The 19249-nt window shown below is 72.8% G+C and carries 6 protein-coding genes; 5 read left to right on the forward strand and 1 reads right to left on the reverse strand.

Going from position 1 to position 19249, the window contains the following annotated elements:
- The gene (locus ACFY36_RS05975) at positions 1–921 is read left to right on the forward strand and encodes an EamA family transporter (RefSeq protein WP_499744766.1); all 921 of its coding nucleotides are present in this window, start codon (positions 1–3) and stop codon (positions 919–921) included.
- On the opposite strand, the gene ACFY36_RS05980 is transcribed toward ACFY36_RS05975, so the two are convergent.
- Positions 824–1525, reverse strand: a complete 702-nt coding sequence (locus ACFY36_RS05980) for a hypothetical protein (protein WP_499744767.1) — start codon at positions 1523–1525, stop codon at positions 824–826. The two genes, ACFY36_RS05975 and ACFY36_RS05980, sit on opposite strands and share 98 nt — an antisense overlap.
- Before the next feature lie 133 nt (positions 1526–1658).
- Here ACFY36_RS05980 and ACFY36_RS05985 point away from each other — a divergent pair, with 133 nt between their 5' ends.
- Genes ACFY36_RS05985 through ACFY36_RS06000 form a run of 4 tightly spaced genes read left to right on the forward strand, consistent with a single transcriptional unit; the run spans position 1659 to position 19219 of the window.
- A complete protein-coding gene (locus ACFY36_RS05985) occupies positions 1659–2099 on the forward strand; it encodes a WXG100 family type VII secretion target (protein WP_499744768.1) in 441 nt (146 codons plus the stop codon).
- Positions 2099–2554, forward strand: a complete 456-nt coding sequence (locus ACFY36_RS05990; protein WP_499744769.1) for a WXG100 family type VII secretion target — start codon at positions 2099–2101, stop codon at positions 2552–2554. Before ACFY36_RS05985 ends, ACFY36_RS05990 begins: the two co-directional genes overlap by 1 nt.
- 2 nt (positions 2555–2556) lie before the next feature.
- Positions 2557–6444 carry a type VII secretion protein EccCa gene (gene eccCa, locus ACFY36_RS05995; protein WP_499744770.1) on the forward strand — a complete coding sequence of 1296 codons (3888 nt, stop codon included), beginning with the start codon at positions 2557–2559 and terminating at the stop codon, positions 6442–6444.
- A gap of 1 nt (position 6445) precedes the next feature.
- Positions 6446–19219 (forward strand): toxin glutamine deamidase domain-containing protein, encoded by a 12774-nt coding sequence (locus ACFY36_RS06000; RefSeq protein WP_499744771.1) that lies wholly within the window; start codon positions 6446–6448, stop codon positions 19217–19219.
- Positions 19220–19249: the final 30 nt, after the last annotated feature.

Below are 19249 nucleotides of genomic sequence, written 5' to 3' on the forward strand. Positions count from 1 at the left end.
ATGAACGCCAGAACCACAGCGGGCATCGCCACCATGCTCACCAGCGCCGCCAGCAATCAGGCCGGGGCGGCCGTCGGTGCGCACGCGTTTCCCACAATGGGACCGGCCGGGGTGGTCGCCGTGCGCCAGATCGTCGCCGCGGCCGTCCTGCTTCCGGTCGCCCGCCCCGACGTGCGCCGCTTCACCTGGGGGCAGTGGTGGCCCGTACTGCTGCTGGGCCTGGTCTTCGCCACCATGAACCTCAGCCTCTACACCGCGATCGACCGGATCGGGCTCGGTCTGGCCGTGACCCTGGAGTTCCTCGGCCCGCTCGCGGTCGCCCTCGCCGGCTCACGCACCCGCCGCGATCTGCTGTGCGCGGCCGTCGCCGGCGTCGGCGTCTACGTCCTCGTGCTCCCGGGACCGGCCAGCGACTTCACCGGCGTCGGGCTCGGCCTGCTGGCGGCCGCCTGCTGGGCCGCGTACATCCTGCTCAACCGCCTCGCCGGGCGCCGCCTGACCGGCCTTCAGGCCCCCGCGGTCGCGACCTCGGTCTCCGCCCTGGCCTACCTTCCGGTCCTTCTGACAATCAACTTCGAGGGCTTGCCGTACGCCGTGACGGCCGGCCTTCTCAGTTCCGTCGTGCCCTACGCGGCCGACCTGATCGTGCTCCGCTTCGTCCCGCCCCGCCTGTTCGGCGTCTTCATGAGCGTGCACCCGGTGATGGCCGCGCTGGCCGGCCTGACCCTGCTCGGCCAGGACCTGGTCCTCCACCAGTGGGCCGGAATCCTCCTGGTGGCAATGGCGAACGTGCTGACCCTCCGGCCGCCGTCGTCCGCGGGCGTCAGCCGTTGTCCTGAGGGAGGGACGACTTGTCGGGGAAGACCGAGTGCTGGTCGGACTGGGCGTACGCGTCGGCGGTGGCGTTCAGCAGCTCGATGAAGCCGCCGCTGACCGTGACGCAGTCGGCGGCGTGCTGCAGGGCAGCGCGTTGCATGCCGCGCAGGGCGCGGACGAAGTCGCGGGTGGCCACGGCCGAGTCGGAGTACTGGGTGTACGGCTCCCAGCCGTCGGCCGAGCGGCCGGCGTGGTTCGCGGTCGACAGGTAGCCCTCGCCGAGACCCCAGAACGGCGCCTCCAGGCTGGCCTCGGAGGTGTCGGCCAGCGCGTTGAAGGCGGCGGCCAGGCCCCGGGCCGCGTCGAGGATGTGCTGCTCGTGCACGAGCAGGTCGTCGGGCCGTACGTGGACCAGGTCCCACTCGGGACCGAAGTTCTCCAGCTTCCACTGCTCCATGTCGCCGGGGGTGGGGATGTTCGGCGTGAGCTGGTTGGGCTGATTGTCGGCGTTCTTCGGCGGCGAGTCGGCCGAGCCCGAGGACGGCGAGGAGGAACCCGAGGGCGGTGGGGAGGTGTGCAGCGGCTGCGGGGACTGCCAGTTCACCTGGAGGTGCTTGGACAGGTCGATGTCCTGGCCCTGGCCGCCGTTGTCGCCGTTGCCCGGGTCCTGCAGAGGATTCGTGTCGTACTTCGAGTGATACATCGGCACGCGGCCAGTGTCGCCTCCGGACGGGGTAGTCGCCGAGTCCCCGGGCCGGGGTCCCCGGAACGGGACTGATCGGGCACGCCGGGGCGTACCTAGAGTTTCCCGGGTTCAAAGGTCGCCGGGGAGGTGCACGGCCGTGGCGGGAAACGTGTCGCCGGAGAAGTTCAGGGTCATGATGGATGTCTTCGGCAGTTCCATCAATGTCGTCGAGGCGCAGCGGCGCCGGGTCGAGGCGGCGCTGGACGGGATCCGGGCCGGTTTCCGCGACGCCGAGCAGGACTGGAAGTCGCCGGCGGCGCAGACGTTCGGCGAGCTGACCCGGGAGTTCGACGCCGACGCGGCGACGCTGGAGGAGCTGCTCGGCGAGATCCTGTCGCGGATGCGGCAGTCGTTCGAGAACTACCGCGAGGTGGAGCTGCAGAACACCAGGAACCTGCAGCACAGCGACGCCAACGAGAGCGGCCCCACCAAGACGGCGGCACCGGAACCGACGGCGACGGCGACGGCGACCCTCCGCTCCGGGATGATCAGCGACGGCAAGGTCGCCGGGCTGCGCGACCGGATGGCGGCGGGCTGATGCCGGGCCCGAACCTCACCGGCGACACCTACACCGATCCCAGCGCCGACATCCTCATGCATCTGGTCGATCTGTGGACCGTCGGCAAGACCACGATCCCCGGCCACGTCGACGAGCTCGCCGACGCGCTCAGCGCCATCATCGACGCCCTCGACGCGGTCGAGCTCAACTGGGCCGGTGACAGCCAGAAGGCGGCCCAGGACGTCAACACCCGCTGGAAGGCGGCGGTCACGTCGCTGTTCGGCACCAAGAAGAACCCGGGGCAGGGCGTCGTCAGCCGCATCGCCGGCGGCATCCAGGGCGCCGCGCTCAACCTGAGCACCACCGAGTCGTCGGTCGTCGACCTGTGGCAGTCGTACATCAGCAAACTCGAGGACATGCTGGCCGGCCGGCCACCGGGTGACACGCCCGGCGGCGGCGACGGTGAGCAGAGCGTCCCGATCAGCGAGGTCTGAGCGTGACCCGGAAGTCGTTCCACCGGCCCGCGCGGCCGGACCGCCCCGACACCCCCGACGGGCGCATCACCGTGCCCGCGCCGCCGCCCCTGACCCGCGCAGCCGCCTCCAGCTCGTGGCTCACGATGGTGCTGCCGTTGCTGTCCACGGTCGCGATGGCCGGTTACCTCATCTCGTACGGGCGCCCGCTGCTCATCATGCTGGGCGTCGGTTTCGTCGTGCTCTCGGTCGTGGCCACGCTGGGCGTGCGCTGGCAGACCCGGCACAACGCGGACGCCGACCAGCGCCGCCGGCACGAGCGTTACCTGGACGTTCTTCATGGCGTACGCCTGAAAGCCCGCGAGACGGCCGCGGTGAGCCGGCACCACTCGACGGTCCATCAGCCGAGCCCGCGCCGCCTGCTGGCCCTGGTGTCGGCCGGGCGCCGGACGTGGGAGCGCCGTCCCTCCGACGGCGACTTCCTGCGCGTACGTCTCGGCGAGGGCCGCGGCCCGCTCGGCGGCGGTGTCGAGCTCGGCGGCCGGATGGATCCCATGGCCGAGTACGACCAGAGCCTGCTGGCCGAGGCCGAGGCCGTGGTCGCCGACCATCGCACCGTCGGCGGGCAGCCGGCCTGGGTCGACCTTGCCCGGTGCGGCGTGGTGAGCCTGGTCGGCGACGAGCACGACACCCGCGCGCTGGCCCGCACGCTGGTCGTGCAGGTGGCCGCTCTGCACGCGCCGGAGGACGTCATCATCGCCGTGCACACCGGCGGCGCCGACGGCTGGGAGTGGGCGAAGTGGCTGCCGCACACGCATGAGCCCGGAGCCGCCGCCGCGGCCGGGGTGTCGTCGCTGGTGGCCGCGGACTTCGGCCTGCTCGCCGACTTCCTGGAACGCGAACGCGACCGGGGCCGCGAGGAGGTTCGCAACCGCCGCGCCTACGGCCCGGCCCCGGCCATGCGCCGGCTCGTGCTGGTCCTCGACGGCTACCGGCCCGGGCTGCCCTGGACGCGTACGCCCATCCTTGAATCATTGTGGACGGACGCCGGGCCCGAGCTCGGCATCACCGTCGTCTGCCTGGCCGCGACGCAGGCGGCCGAACCCACCCGGGTCGACGCCCGCGCAACTGTCGGTCCCGGCGGTTCCCTGCGGCTCAGCGGCTCACCTTCCGAGCGGTACGCCTCCATCGAAGCGGCCCGGCCCGACCTGAGCACCCGCGAACTGTGCGAGGCCATCGCGCGGCGGCTCGCCCCGCTGCGGCTCAGTGAGGAGCGCGAACCGGTGCTGAGCCGCATCACCACGCTGCCGGAGATGCTGGGCGTGCCCGACATCGGCCGACTCGACCCTCGCCGCGACCGCGTCCAGCCTTCCGATCCCGAGATGCTGCGGGTCCCGCTCGGCCTCGACGGAAACGGCGATCCGGTGCTGCTCGACCTCAAGGAGTCGGCCCAGCACGGCATGGGCCCGCACGGTTTGGTCGTCGGCGCGACGGGCTCCGGCAAAAGCGAATTGCTGCGTACGCTCGTGACCGGCCTCGCCGCCAAACACGCGCCCGAGCATCTGAGCCTCGTGCTCATCGACTTCAAGGGCGGCGCCACCTTCGCTGGGGTGACCGCGCTCCCGCACGTCTCCGGGCTGATCACCAACTTGGCCGACGACCTCGCGATGGTCGACCGGGTGCGGGCCGCGCTGCAAGGTGAGCAGCAGCGCCGGCAGCGCATGCTGCGCGAGGCCGGCAACGTCGACTCGGTCCGCGAATATCAGATCCGGCAGGCCGCGGGCGGCGTCGACCTCGAGGGCAAGCCGCTGGAGCCGTTGCCGTACCTGCTCGTCATGGTGGACGAGTTCGGCGAGCTTCTGTCGGTGCGGCCCGACTTCATCGACCTGTTCGTGCAGATCGGCCGGGTCGGCCGCTCCCTCGGCATGCATCTGCTGCTGGCCACCCAGCGGCTGGAGGAGAGCCGGTTGCGCGGCCTGCAATCACACCTGTCCTACCGGCTCTGCCTGCGAACGTTCTCGGCCGCTGAGAGCCGCGCGGTCATCGGCACGCCTGACGCGTACCACCTGCCACCGGTGCCCGGCTCGGCCTACCTCAAGGTGGACGAGAGCATCTACAACCGTTTCCGCGTCGCGCACGTCTCCGGGGCGTACAGCGGGAACTCGCAGGCGGAACCCGGCGCCCAGCCGCCGGTGAGCCTCGTGCACTTCACCCTGAGGTCGGCGGTCGCCGCGGCCGAGGCGGAACCCCAGCGGGCGATCGACCTCGACGGGCGCACCGAGCTGCAGGTCGCCGTCGAGCGGCTGCGCGAGACCGGCGGGGCCGTGCATCAGGTGTGGCTGCCACCGCTGGGCGACTCGGTCCCGCTGGGAAGCCTGCTCGGGCCGCTCTCGCGGGACAGGGAACGAGGCCTCCACGCGGCGGAGTGGCCGGCGGCGGGCGGCCTGATGGTCCCGCTCGGACGGCTCGATCTGCCGACGGAGCAGCGGCAGGACCCGATGGTCGCCGACCTGTCGGGCAAGGACGGCAACGTCGCCGTGGTCGGTGCACCGCAGTCGGGCAAGAGTGTGCTGCTGCGCACCCTGATCCTGTCCATGATGCTGACCGGCACCCCGGACGAGGTCCAGATGTCCATCGTGGACTACGGCGGCGGATCGTTGCTGTCGCTGGCGAAAGCGCCGCACGTCACCGGTGTGGCGTCACGGCTGGAGCCGGATCGTGCGCGGCGGCTGGTCGCGGAGGCGCTGCGGCTCGTGGTGGAGCGGGAGCAGCTGTTCCGCGACAACGGAATCGACTCGGTGGCGGCGTTCCGCCAGGCCGGCCTGCCCGCGGGGACCCGCGCGGCGGACCTGTTCCTCGTCATCGACAACTGGTCGGCCGTGCGGTCGGACCTGCCCGACCTCGAGGGGACCGTGGTCGAGCTGGCCGCCCGCGGCCTGGGCGTGGGCGTGCACCTGGTGCTGTCCGCCAATCGCTGGGTGGAGATCCGGGCCAACCTGCGGGACAGCATCGGCGGGAGGGTCGAGTTGCGACTCAACGACCCGTACGAGTCCGAGGTCGGCCGGGCGTTCTCGCGGCAGCTCCTCGGCGCGCCACCGGGCCGGGGCGTGCTGGCGCCCGGCGTGTTCTTCCAGACGGCGCAGGCGGTCGAGGACGTCGTGGCCGACCTGGCCACGGCCTGGGACGGGCCGGCCGCACCGGCCGTCCGGATGCTGCCGTCGCACGTCGCGCTGGACTCGCTGCCGGCCGGTGCGGTCGGGCTCGACGAGGCCGACCTGGCGCCGGTCTTCCCGCCGGGGCAGCACTTCCTGGCGTTCGGGGACAGCGGCTCCGGCAAGTCGTCGCTGCTGCGGGCCTGGATGCACTCGGTCATGGCGGTCGCCACGGACGACGAGGCCCGGTTCATGGTGGTCGACTACCGGCGCAGCCTGCTCGGCGCCGTCCCGGAGGGCTACGTCGGCGCGTACGCCGGGGATCCGGTGGCCGCAGCGGCCTACGCGGCCCAACTCGCCGAACGGCTCGAAGAACGGCGGGCGCCGAGCACGGTGACCCCGGCCGAGCTGCAGGCGCGCTCGTGGTGGAGCGGGCCCGAGCTGTATCTCGTGGTGGACGACCTCGACATGGTCGCCAACGACGTGCTGGCCCCGCTCCTGCCGTACCTGATGCACGCGCGGGACATCGGGTTCCACGTCGTCGCGGCGCATCGCAGTTCGGGCGCCGCGCGGGCGCTCGTGTCGGGAACGTTGGCCGGGAAGGTGGCGGAGATGGGCACGGACGGGCTTCTGATGTCGGGCGAGGCCCGCGAGGGGGCGCTTCTCGGAGGCGTACGACCGGGAACTCTGCCCTCCGGCCGGGGTGTGCTGGTGCGGCGAGGGAAGACGCCGGTTCTGATGCAGGTGGCGGAGGTCTGACATGGCGATCGATCCCACCAACAACGAGCCGGACACCACGCCGCACGACAATCCGGATCCGTCGGCGCCGAACCCGCAGCCGAATCACGACGGCGGCGGCACGACCATCCCCGACAAGCTGCCGGACGGGGTGCCGCCGGACTTCGAGGGCATGTACGCCTATGCGGCGCAATGGATTCAGCTCGGCGACCAGGTGTACGAGTACGTGATGGCGCTGGCCGACGCCGCGTACGCGGGAAGCTGGGAAGGCGAGGGACGGGCGCGGGCGGACAAGGCCGCCGAGTTGCTCAAGAAGATTCTGACCGACCCGGCGCAGGACCCGAGCGGACAGACGGTCCTGAGCGCCTGCCGGATGCTGTGGAACGTCGGCGAGACCATCAACTGGTATGCGGCCAAGCTCGAGGAACAGCGGGCCAAGGCCAAGGCCGAAGCCGTGAAGAACTTCTTCATGGGCATCTTCATGTTCCTGTTCGCCTTCCTGAGCTTCGTGCCGGCGCTGGCCTTCGTGGGCGCGTGGCTGACGCTGGTGACCCGGCTGCTGGTGTGGGTGGCGCAACTGCTGCGGGCGGGCATCTGGACGACGCGGGCGGTGACGTTCGGCGGCCTGCTGGCCGACGGCGCCCTGGCCGGGGTGATCTCCGAGGTCGCGTTCAACAAGATCGCGGGGGATATCACCGGCTACGAGATCAAGGAGACCCCGAAGTCGCTGGGGCTGGCGGCCGGGGTGGGAGCCGCGTTCGGCCTCGGATTCGGCCTCAAGGGACTCAAGAAGCCGGGGGAGTCGTTCGGGCTGGGCGGTCTCAAACCGTCGCTGCCCAAGCCCTCGGGGGCGGGCGGCGCGCCGGATCTGAACCCGGTGACCATCAAGGGCGCCGGAACCGGGGCGCCGGGACCGTTGCCGTCCCCCAAGACGAACCTGAGTGGGTCGACCCTGCACGACCTGGAGGGGCCGGTCACGCCGTCGACGCCCACGACGGTCACCCCGGGGAGCACCCGGCCGGGGACGCCGGCCGAGGCGCCCGCGCCCGCACCTACGCCCGACCCGGCGCCCGCGACCACACATGTGGGCGGCTCGGAGACACCGGCGCCGGTCACGCCGAACGAGACGCGGCCGGTCACCCCGGACAGCTCGGGGATGGGCGGCGGGGGACCGTTGCCGGACCACCCCGTGACGACGGCACAGACTCCGGCACCGACTCCGGCCCCGACCGGTGGCGAGGGACCGCGCCCAGTGGGACCCGACGCGGTGGTTTCCCCGCCGCCGGCCGCCCACCCCGGCGCGAATCGTCCGCCGGCCGGGGGTGAGGCGCCCAAGAACGGCGATTGGCGGGTGGTGCGCAAGGATCGGCTCGACGAGATCGGCAAGACGCAGTCGTTGCACGACAACACGCCCCGGCCCGAGACCGCACACCGGCTGGGCGGCCGCGACCAAGGCGACCCGGTGCCGCAGGAGAAGTGGAAGGCCGACCGCAAGGAGCGGCTCGACGAGATTGCCAAGGCGCAAGCCATCCGCGACCAGGGACCGGTGCCCGACGCCGGTCACAAGCTGGGGAGCAAGGACCACGCGGACCTGGCGCCGGACGAGAAGTGGCGGGCCGACCGCAAGGCGCGGCTCGACGAGATCGCCAAGAAGCAGGCAGTCCCGCCCCCGGACCGCCCCGCGGCGCCCGGCCCGTCCGACAAGGCCCCGGACGTGCCGTGGAAGGGCGAGCGCAAGGAACGGCTCGACGAAATCGCGAAGAGCCAGGGCGACGACCCCCTCTTCCCCGGTCAGGGTCACCGGCTGGGCGCTGAGCCGGGCACACAACTCCACCCCGAGCCGAACGTGCGGGAAACCGATCCGGGCCGGCAGATCTTCCGCACCGACCCGAAGACCGGCGGGCGCGAGCTCGTCACCACTGAGCGGCCCGTCGACATCGGACCGGGCAACAAACTCGGCACCTCGACCAACGTGCCGTACTGGAAACCGAAGGCCACCGAGGCGGTCGACACCCACCAGTACCACGAGATCGACCCGGAGACGGGCGCGGCGAAGCCGACCGAGCTGCGGCCCGGCGAGAAGATCGTCAAGGTGCAACCGGCGGACGGGTTCGAGGGCGGCTCGCACGGGTGGAAGCACGGCGAGAAGGTCGCCGTGAGCGGTCAGGACAAGCGGGTGCTGACGTACGACTGGAGCGCTGGGCGATTCGACGTACAGGCCGTCCCGCCGCGCCCCGAACCGGTGCCGGCCAGGCCCGGCCCGAAGGCGGACGGCATCTACCAGGTACTGCGCAAGGACGGGCACGGAAACGTCGACCTGCTGACCTATGACCGTCCGCCGGTCCGCGCCGCGGACGGCAAGACCGACGGCTACACCTTCCACGAGGTCGAGGGCGGCACCGGCTGGAAGCACGACAACCTCCTCGGCTCGCCCAAGGTGGAGAGGGTCTCCGGCCCGGGCGACGGGCACCGGCTCGACGGTCAACCGGCCGGCAGCGGCAAAGGGCTGCTCGTCCGTGACCCCGGCACCGGCCGGTGGACCCCCGTCCGCGAGGGGGACGGGCCCACTTCGCCGCAGACGAGCTCGGCGCCGTCCGGCACGACGTATTTCGAGCCGGGAACCGACGGCCTCAAGCCCGTCCGGGCCGAAGCAGAGCCGCTGCCGGTGGTGAAGGTCAGCCGGGAGGGTGCCGAGGCCTCGACGTTCCACGTGTCCGGCAGCGGAGAGAATCCGCGGCTGACGATCGGGCCCGACGGGGTTCTGCGGCCGGACGTGCCGAGCCGGATCAGCCCCGGCGAACTCTCCTACGATCCCCGCTCCGGGCACCTCGACTATCGCGAGACTCCGCCCGAGTCCCCGTCCGGCGGCGGGCCGGCGAACCCCTCCGACGGTTCCGCCAGTCGTGGTGGCGGCGGCTTTTCCACGCGTACGCCGGGAAGCGGCTCCCAGACGCAGACCGCGACCAGGACACTGACCTTCACCGAGTCGCCGCCGGCCGGGGGTACGCATCTAGCCGACCCGCCGCCGGCCGGGGCTTCGCATCTCGCCGACCCGCCGCCGGCCGGCGAGGGAGCGGTTCGCCCGCCCGAGACGCCGGCCGTCACCGAAACCGTCCCGCCGGTGGTCACCGAGACTGCTCCGCCGGCTGCGGCTTCGCCGCCGGCGCAGCGGTTCCAGGTTCTGCGGCGTGGCGACGACAACGTGGTCGAGCTCGTCACCTACGAGGGGCGGCCGGACCACGTCGAGGGCGACGGCACCTACTTCGAGCTCGACGGCTCGCACTGGCACGACGGGGGTTACGCCGGGACGCCGATCAGCGTCGAGCCGGTGACCCGGATCGACCCGGCGTTCCGGTCCGACGGGGATCCGCTCGCCGCTCCGGAGACGACCGGGATGGTGGTGCGGGACAACGCGACCGGGCAATGGTCGGTCGTTCCGCACGTGTCACCGGAAGCCGGTCCACCCACGGAATCCGGTGGGATCTCGGCCATCGCGCCGGCACCGCAGGGCGCGATCCTGCAGCCGCGGCCCGCCAACGACCCGGTGTGGACGGTCCGGGTCGACGGATCCGGTCACGTCCAGCTCGGCGAGTACCGGCCGCAGGGCGAGACGCGGGTGTGGCGTGACGACAGCGGCGACCTGGTCATGTCGACCGGGCCGGACGCCGCCGGCCAGACGCTGAGCTTCGATCCGGGCTCGGAGCACCTGATCGTGGGCCGCCCGGCCGAGGGCAGCCTGGCGGCCGCCGGTCTGGGCGGCGGTCCAGCGGCGCGGCCGGCGCCCGCCGGTTCACACACGACGACGGAGAGCGCGCCCGGGCCTGGAACCGCTACGCCGCAACAACTCCAGGTGTTGCGCCGGGTCGACGACGTGATCGAGTTGGTCACGTACGACGGACGGCCGGACCGGGTCGAGGGATCCACGGCGCACTTCGAGCTGGAAGGCTCGTTCTGGCACGACGGCGGCTACGCCGGAACCCCGATCAGCGTCGAGCACGTCACGCGGATCGAACCGCAGTTCCGCCCGGACGGCGACCCGCCGGCCGATCCGGCGCTGACCGGGGTCGTGGTGCGGGACAACGCGACAGGTCAATGGTCGGTCGTCCCGCACGTGACCCCCGATGCGACTCCGGACGGCGGGTCGCCCGGTTTGGTGATCCCCCCGGCGGCCCAGGACTCGATCCTGCAGCCGCGCACCGGCACGGACCCGGTCTGGACCGTGCGCGTCGAAGGCAACGGCCGGGTCCGGCTCGACGAGTACCGCCCTCAGGGCGACGTCCGGGTGTCGCGCGACGACAACGGCGAGCTCCTCATCTCCACCCGTCCCGGCGACGCCGGCCAGAAGCTGAGCTTCGCACCCTGGACCGGCCACCTGGTCGTGGGCCGGGTCCCCGCCGTACCCGAGCCAGTTCCGCCTGCCGCTCCGACGGCAGAGGCGCCGCCCGCGGCTGAACCGGCGCCGGTCGTCCCGCTGGCGCCGGCGGCTTCGATCGCTCGACCGCCAGGGCTGCTGGGCGGGGCGCCGCGCGCCGCCGGGGCGACGTTGCCGACGGCGGGCACGCCGTGGGTCTCATGGCGGATCCGGGCCGCGCTGGACGGCGCCACTCCGAGCGCCGACGGCGCGGGACAGGCGCGGGAAGTGCTGGCACGGCTGGGCGGTGCGGACGTCCCGGCCGACCTGGGCGACCGTTTCGCCGTCGCGCGTCTGCTGGGCGGCGACCAGTTCCGGTCGATGCCGTCGAGCGTGCTCGGGCGGCTCGAGCCGGGCGCGGTCACGGCCGTGGGTATCGGCAGCCGGGACGACATGCAGATCGTTCTCGTGGAGCGACACCCCGATGGCCGGTACGTGCGGATCGGGCTCACCGGCGCGCTGACCGAGTTCGGGATGGAGGGCTACGGCCTCGCGGCGCCACCGCGCACGGTGTTCCCGCCGACCATCTGGGTGGTGCGGGGCGCGTCCCGCCCGCTCGGCCAGATGCCGGTCGCGGCGCCTCCCGTCGTGCCGGCCGCCGGAGACCCGCGCTGGCTGTCCGAGACGCTGAACGAACCCGTCGTCCGCGACCTTCTCTCGGCGATCGGTTACGGGCCGGGCGCTCCCCGGCCGGCTCTGGACCAGCGGCTCGCCGACCTTCTGCGGTACGCGGTCTCGCCCGAGACGGACGGCCTGCACCGCTCTCCCCAGGACCGCCTCGCCGGCCTGCACGGCACCCTCAGGCATCTGGCCCGGGACGAGAACGCACCCGACTGGCAGGCCGACGGCCTGAACGCCGTGGCCGACGCCATCGAGACCGCCAACGCCCGCCGCCCCGACGCCGAACGGCTCGACCTTCACCCGCACCGCGATCCGGGCCCGCTGTACACCGCACCGCCGGTGGCCGCCCTCGCCGCGGGCCTGGCCGCCGCCGTGGAGGCCGGGCGTCCGCTGCCGGAAACGCTCGACCGTGTCCTGACCGGCTACCTCCGGCTCGGCGTCCCGTCTCACCGGGACCAGACGCGGCGCGCGGCCGAGGCGCACCTCACCGGCGCTCTGGAGGCCGCCCGCGCCGAAGCCGCCGACCTGCCCGACGACCTCCGGGCCCTGACCCTGGCCACGGGCCCGCGCCCGGCCCGTCCCGCGCCGGTACCTCCGAGCCGGGCCGCTGTGGCACCGTGGGAGAGCGTGGACACGACCACGCCGGCCCCGACCCGAGCCGCGCCTGACCGGGCCGACGTCGCTCCGTGGGAGACGGTGGAGCCCAACCGGCCGGGCACGACCGCGCCGAATCGGGTCGACGTCACGCCCTGGGAGGAGGCGGCGGGAACGCCGCTCGGGCGGGGCCGCAGGTCCCGGTTCCGGCTGTCGGCCGTGATCGGGCTCGTCCAGCGGCCGTTCCGGGGACCGGCGTCGAGCAGTAGGGAAGCGGCCGCGCCGATCCCGCCGGCCGTGCGCCCGGCCCCGCCGCGAGATGCGGTCGGGGCGCGCCCGCCGGCCGCCGGCGTGACGGCACGGCCACCCGCGACGAGTGCGGTGGTCGATGAGGCGAACACCGTGCCGCTGCGGATGGAGGAGGCTGTCTGGCCCGGAGCGCCGTCGCCCGGCAACGTCGCCGCGGTGCCGGGCCGCGACGTCCGGCCCCTGCCCTCGACCCGCAACGACATCGCCCAGCGGATGCGGCACGGGCTCCGGGAACGGATGGGGTTCTTCGGGGCGATGGCCGCGCGGCAGGAGCTGTCGCAGGCGTTGTCCTGGTGGCAGACCACCACGTCGCCGGTCGGAATGGCGATGGACTCGCTGTTCGCCTGGGCGTTCAGCGTGGAACGGCAACAACCCGACGCGCTGGTGCTGTCGTGGAACGACGCGGCCCGGATCCTCGTCGGGGCGCACCGCGCGGACACTGGCGGCGACGAAGCGGTCGTGGACGCGGCCCGGGAACTGGTTCGGCGGGTGCGGCGGCGTGTGCGCCGGCTGTCGATGGTGCATCCGGCCGAGGCGATCCAGCTTGACTACGTACGGGCAATCGGTCGTCATCTCGGCGACGGGCGGCCGTCGGCGCCGGCGGCCGGGCCACCGGAAGAGGTGGCGGCGCGAGCCGAGGGGGAACGGCTGCGCGAGACGGCCCGGCGCAACGGGTCGACGCGGATGGCCTGGGGGACGCACTACGCGGTTGTGCCGGTGGGCTATGCCGAACGGCCTTTCCCGGTGCGGGTGCACGAATCGGTCGAGCTGCAGCCGGTGCGGCCGGGCTTCGCGACGATGGTTTTCGAGGGTCCGTACGACGTGACGTGGTCCGGCCGCGAAGAGGTCCACCTGATCACGCCGGAGATCCCGCTGACCCGGGACGGGGACTCGTTCACCTTCCGCGGCCGGCCGTCCGACGCGGACGACACGGCCTCGGTGCTGTCCGAGCTCAGTGGTCTGCCCGGGCTGGTCAACCTGCCCGAGCCGCCGGCCACCGAGACCGAGGGGGCCGGTCCGAGCGGACCGGCCGGGCCGATCCTGTTCGAGCGTGAAACTGTCGACGACTTCCTCGGCTGGATGCTGACCCACCTCGGGCGCCTCGAGAGCCGCCGCGAGGACGCCGGGCGGCCGCCGGTGCCGATCGTCCGGGAGGCCGGGCAATGGTGGCGGGATGCTCCGGCCGGCAATCCGGTCGACGAGCTGTTCCAGACCGTGCGCGAGCTCGGCGCCCGGCTCGGCATGCCCGGCGAGGACCCCCTGCTGAGCTGGGAGTCGGCGGCGGTCATGCTGGCCGGGGCGCATGCCGCGGCGAGCGCACCTACCGGCCGCGGCCGGGAGCGCATCGACGCCGCGCTGGGCGAACTGGCTCGGCTACGTCACGAGCTGCAGCCGGCGTTCGACCCCGAAGGGCATGCGGCGCCACTGGTCCGGCCGGGCCACCACGCGATAACCCGGTTGGAGAGCTGGCTCCGGCCGCGCGACACGCATCCGCTCGGCTCCGGCGACGTGCCGGTGTCGGCGGAGACGCGAGCCGCGGTCACCGGTCTTCCGGCCTATTCGGAGCACGCGCATCCGGCCGACCGTCACGTGCGTGCCGAGCAGATGCTCGTGTCTCTCGGCGCGGGCCCGGGAGACGGCATCAACGAGCGTCTGGGCGGCGAGTTCACCGGGGCCGGCGTGGACGCGCTCCGCCTCCTGCGGCCCGGCGCGGTGACGGCGGTCCGCTACGACGTGGCGGGCGAGCTGCCCCGGATCGTCCTGGTCGAGCGCCGCCCGGACGGCGGCTACGTGCGCGTCGACACCGAAGCCGGCCCGCACGGCCAGTTCACCGAGTTCACGCTGGAGGACAGCCCGTTCCCCGAACGCGTGTTCCTCGTCAACGCCGGCGGCCGCGTGGCCCAGCTTCCCCTGCCCGCCCAGGCCACCACCCCTCCGACGGCGCCGACCGCACCCGCCTCGACCGCGTCGAGCGGCCGGACCGCTGCGCAGGACAGCCAGGTGAGGAGTGGACCGCAGCTCCGTCCGGCCGACTTCGGCCCCCGTGCGCCCCGGCCCGCCCGCTCGCTTCCCGCTGTGCCCACCGCGCCGGCCGCACCGGCAACGCGGGACGAGCCGGCCGCCCCGCCGGCGCCGGCCCGGACGGCCCGGCCCTTGGGAAGCCGGCCGAAACCGCGCGCTTCCCAGCCGGCGGCCCAGTCCCAGCCGGCGGCCCAGTCCCAGCCGGCGGCCCAGCCCCAGCCGACGGCCCAGCCCAAGCCGGCGGGGCCGGCCGACAGCACGCCGGACGGGCAGGCCGACATCGGTCTGGCGCCGCGGCGGTCGCCGGCCGAGGTGGCCGGCCGGTATCCGTGGCTGACCGACGTCAACCCGCGCGGCACCGCCGACCCGGCCCTGGTGAACTGCTTCCTTACGGTCGTGGCCACCGACATGTCCCTGGTCGACGGGGTCGCGCACCAGGCCGGTGACCACGACGGCGCGACCGAGCAGGAGATCCTCACCTACGCCGACACCGACCACCTCTACCGCGTCCCCAGCTTCGACGCGATCGTCGAGTCTTTGACCCGTGCCGGCGTCGGAGCGCGCGGCATCGTCACCGTCGGCGCCGGTGGGTCGGTCACACACGCCTTCGTCGCCGTGAACGACGTGGACGGCGTCGTCTTCCTCGACGGGCAGACCGGGCTTCAGGCCACCGTCGCGCCCGGCGCCGGGCGGCTCCGGTTCGTGCCCGTGGGCGACGTGCCGGTGACGGTCATCGACGGTGAGCCCGTCGCCGCCGGGGAGGTGATGGTCGGTGCGGTCGGGCTCGAGTCGGAGGAGTACGACTTCTTCCTCGACTTCGAGGAACACCAATATCCGACCGAGAAGCCGGCCGTCATCACGTTCGGATCGCTCGAGATGAAGTTCGACACCGGGCGTATGTGGCAGACACCCGACGGGCGGTACCACAAGACGCGGGTGGCGGGAGCCTGGGAGGCCCGTCCGAAGATCCTGGAGATCGTGAGCCGCCCGTTGGCGGCCACGCCCGGCGAGAGCGGAGACTACCCGCCGGAGAGCACCTTCTTCGCCGACCTCGATCACGTGTGGCAGCGCCTGCGGGCCGTGCCCGACGGCGTCAGTGTTCCGCTCGGTCAGGTCTTTCCGGCGTCGCAGGGCTTCCGGTACCCCTGGAGGCCGGAGCAGGTGTCGAACACCCGGATCGGCGCCGTCCAGGGCCGCGGCGGTTCGCGCGGCCGCTATCTGCAGTACACGACGGGCGTGCCGGTCGACCGGTTGTGGGCGCTGCACAGCTGGCTGGCCGACCCGGCGCGTACGCCCGTGCGGCATCAGCGCGAGGCCATCGACGACGGCCTGCGTTTCGCCGGGGACCTGGTCGCCCGGTTCACCGGCGTGCCGCGGTCGTCGGCCGACCTCGCGGCTGCGGCCGACCCGGCGGCCGAGGCGCTGGCCGGCTACGCCACCGTGCTCTACACCCACGTCGTCGGCACGATGCTGGAGATGGCGCTGCCCGATCCGCAGGTGGCGAAGAACCGGGTGGCCGCGCTCCTGCGCGTGTCGCTGTCGATCCTGCGGGAGGATCTGCCACCTCGGGTTCAGCAGTTCCTGGAGCGTGACGCGGAACTGATTCAGGAGCAGCTCCTGTCGGTCTTCCGCGAGAGGATGCCCGACTTCCTCGTGCGGCGGGCGCAGGTCAACCCGGCGGCGGAAGAGGTCGATCACTGGCTGGACGCCGAGATCGGCGTCTACGGCACGGTGCGGGAGTACCTCGCGACCGGCCTGCGGCCCGGCGCGTCGCTCCGGTTCGACCCGTTCTACAACCGGTCGCATCTGCCCGACGCCGACGACTTCCACGGCGTACGGCGAAGGCTCGTGGAACTTCGGTACTTCCGGGGTGATCGGCAGCTCGAGCTGGGCGATACGGAGTCACGGCAATTCACCCGCGCGTTGTGGCGGGAGGTCGCCGGCGCCGTCCATTCGCACGCCGGGCAGCCCGTGAGCCCGCCGGCCGATCTGCCGGTGCTGATGTCCCTGCCCGGCGTGGAAACCACGATGCGGGTGCTCGGCGACCGCCTGCGGACCGGTCATCTCGGCCGCGACCGCTATCAGCATGTGGTCGGGATGATCGCGCGGGTGGCGTCCGGCGTGACTCGTCCCGGCCTGAGCGCCGCCCACGCCGACCTGGTCCGGGAGCTCACCGCCCTCGGGACGGGCGGCGCCGTCCAAGACTGGCCGGTGCTTCCGGACGTCCTGCAGCTTGACTTCGCCCAGCGTTCCCAGGAGCTGTCCGCCGCCGATCGCGAGGCGATCGCCCGCTTCGCCCACAGCGTTCGGGCGACCCGGCGGACCGCGCTGGTTCCGCTGGAGATCGCCATCGAGGCGGGGGGAACCGGGAGCATCCTGGGCGGCGCGGCCCGGGCCAGGCAGACCGGCGGGACCCGCGCCGGGGCGATCGCCCAGGAGATCCGGCGCCATCTTCCGGACCTTCCTGTACGCACCCACAACCGCGGCGACGGCGCTCGGAGCGGGGCGCCCGGGATCACCGGTGAGTTCGGCCGCCGCGCCGCGTACGTCTGGATCGCCCCGGTCCTGCCGAGCCGCCTCGGCGAAAGAGGGCCCGCGGGCGGCGACGGCCTGGCCCATTGGAACCCGGAGGGTGACCGCTCCGAGGCCTTCCAGAGGCGCTTCGGCTGGCTGCGCCGCACCAACAACGAGGGCTCCCGCACCGAGGACGGCTGGCTCGTCAACTGTGTGCTGACCGCCATCGCCACCCACATGGCAGTCGTCGAGCCGGAGCAGGTGTTCATCGCGCCGCCGGTCGACGCGAGCCTGCCGCTGGCCGACGTGGTGACGTACGCCAACGGCGGCTGGACGGGGCCGGCCCGGTCCCTGGCCGAGGTCGAGAGCTACGACGAGATCGCCGGGGCGCTGACCGCCGCCGGACCGGGTGCGCACGGCTTCGTCGTCGTGTCACGGCCGGACGGCGAGCAGGGACACGTCTTCAACGCCGTCCGCGAGGACGACGGCGTGGTCTTCATCGACGGCCAGAGCGGCGAGGCGGCCCGGCTCCCCAGCGATCCGTACCGCGTCTTCTTCGTTCCGGTCGGCCCGGTCGACGTGCCCCCGGTCGGGCGGCCGGTGGACGTGGCCGACCTGCCCGCGGCCGTGGGCGCGCACGCCGAGGAGGTCGAGGTCCACAATGTGGTGATCGGCGAGTTCGGTCAACGCCTGCCGGAGAAGACGCTGCTGGTGGAGTCGGCCGATCGCTCGGTGCGGGTGGTCGCGGACAACAAGGTTCTCTACTTCGACGAGCAGGGTGTCTTCTACGGCAGCGTCGAAGCCCGGGCCAGTGCCGGCGGTTCCGGCGACCGCGCCAGTGGCTGGGTGAAGGTCTCGATCCCGGAAGTGGTGACCCGGCCGGTCAAGGTGCTCGCCGGCGAGATCGCGGCCGATCCGGAGCGGGTGCGGGTGTGGCGCGACGACGTCCTGCAGCGGCTGCGTCTGGCGGTCAGGGTGCGTACCTATCGCGAGGCATCCTCCACCACTCTGGCCGACTTGTTCCCGGGACCCGAGTACCGCGTGCCGGCGGAGCACCGGAATTTGAGGGTGACCCACCTGCCGGACGTCCGCACGGAGGCGCCGTTCTTCGCGCAGTTCACCGAGGACGTTCCGTTGGCCGGCCTGCCCGGCTTCCTGGCACACATCATGGCCAACACCCGGACCGAGGGTGCGAAGTTCGAGTACCTCGCGCAAGCGGTCGAGTTCGGCTGGGAGGTGGCGTCCATGCACGTGGAGCGGGTCACCAGCCGGCAGGTCAGCGCCGCCGATGTCCGTCTGCTGGTGGCCGACCCGGAGATCGCGGCCCTCGTGGGCGTGATGGCCCTGGCCTTCATCCAGGCCGCGGGCGCCCTGAATCACACACTGACCCGCCGCCGGTTCATGAAGTGGTTCATGGTGGTGGCGGCGCGCCACCCCTTGTGGACACTCGGGCAGGAGTTGTCCCCCGCCGTCCGGCAGACGCTGTCGATGTATCCGCACCGGGTGCGCGAGGCGTTCGGCGACAACCTCGACTCGGCCGATGAGGAGCTCGTGGCCGGGCTGTCGCCGGCCGATCTGCAGAAGATCGAGTTGCGCGACGAGCACACCAAGGTGCTCATCGGCACGGTCAAGGAGCTGTTCGATGAGGTGCTGGCTCCGTCGCCGGAGGGGCCACGGATCCGGCCTGGAGCGTTCGGCATCGGCGAGGCGGATTCCGGTGCGCTGCTCAATTACCGGGTCGAAGGGGGCAACCCGCTCCCGGCGACGGTGGCGCTCGAGCTGCGGTCCTACGGGCGTCCTTTCGTGAGTCATCCGTCCCGCTGGAACGGCCACGTCAACGCCGACGAGATGACTCTCAACGCGGCACGGGCCGCGCGGGCGGCACACGGCTCCGACGACCTGGCCTACGTCACCCACTATCTCCAGGGCCGGGCACCCGGGGAACTGAGGCGGGCCTTGTTCGGTCCCGAAGATCAGCGGGCTCTGGCCGTCGAGCCGCTGCGGGATGCCGCGATCGAGCTGGTCCGGACGGCGCCGGTCCTCGAGGGCGCGCTGCGCGAGCTGCTCGGCCCGGTGGCGGCCCGTCTCAACACCGACATCGTGCCCTCGGCGCCGGAGAAGCCGCTGGTGGTGGCCGAGAGCTGGGTCTTCGCCGGTCAGGCTGAGCGGGCCGGGGCCGATATCGCCCAGGCGATCTCGACCCTGACGCCGCGGCAGCGGGTCGCCTGGATCGAGCGCTGGGCGCGCCTCGCGCGGCAGGAGCCGCAGTTGTCGGCTGGTTTCGCGCTGGCGCAGGAGATGCTCGTCAACTGCGGCTACCAGTAAGCGGAAGAGGCCGCGCTCCGTACAGAGCGC

Source organism: Actinoplanes sp. NPDC000266, from assembly GCF_042899005.1.
In the GTDB taxonomy this organism is placed as follows: Bacteria; Actinomycetota; Actinomycetes; order Mycobacteriales; family Micromonosporaceae; genus Actinoplanes.

Excerpts from the sequence above, each read along its gene's own strand:
- ACFY36_RS06000 (WP_499744771.1), top strand. The coding sequence starts at position 6,446 with ATGGCGATCGATCCCACCAACAACGAGCCGGACACCACGCCGCACGAC.
- ACFY36_RS05975 (WP_499744766.1), top strand. The coding sequence starts at position 1 with ATGAACGCCAGAACCACAGCGGGCATCGCCACCATGCTCACCAGCGCC.
- ACFY36_RS05990 (WP_499744769.1), top strand. The coding sequence starts at position 2,099 with ATGCCGGGCCCGAACCTCACCGGCGACACCTACACCGATCCCAGCGCC.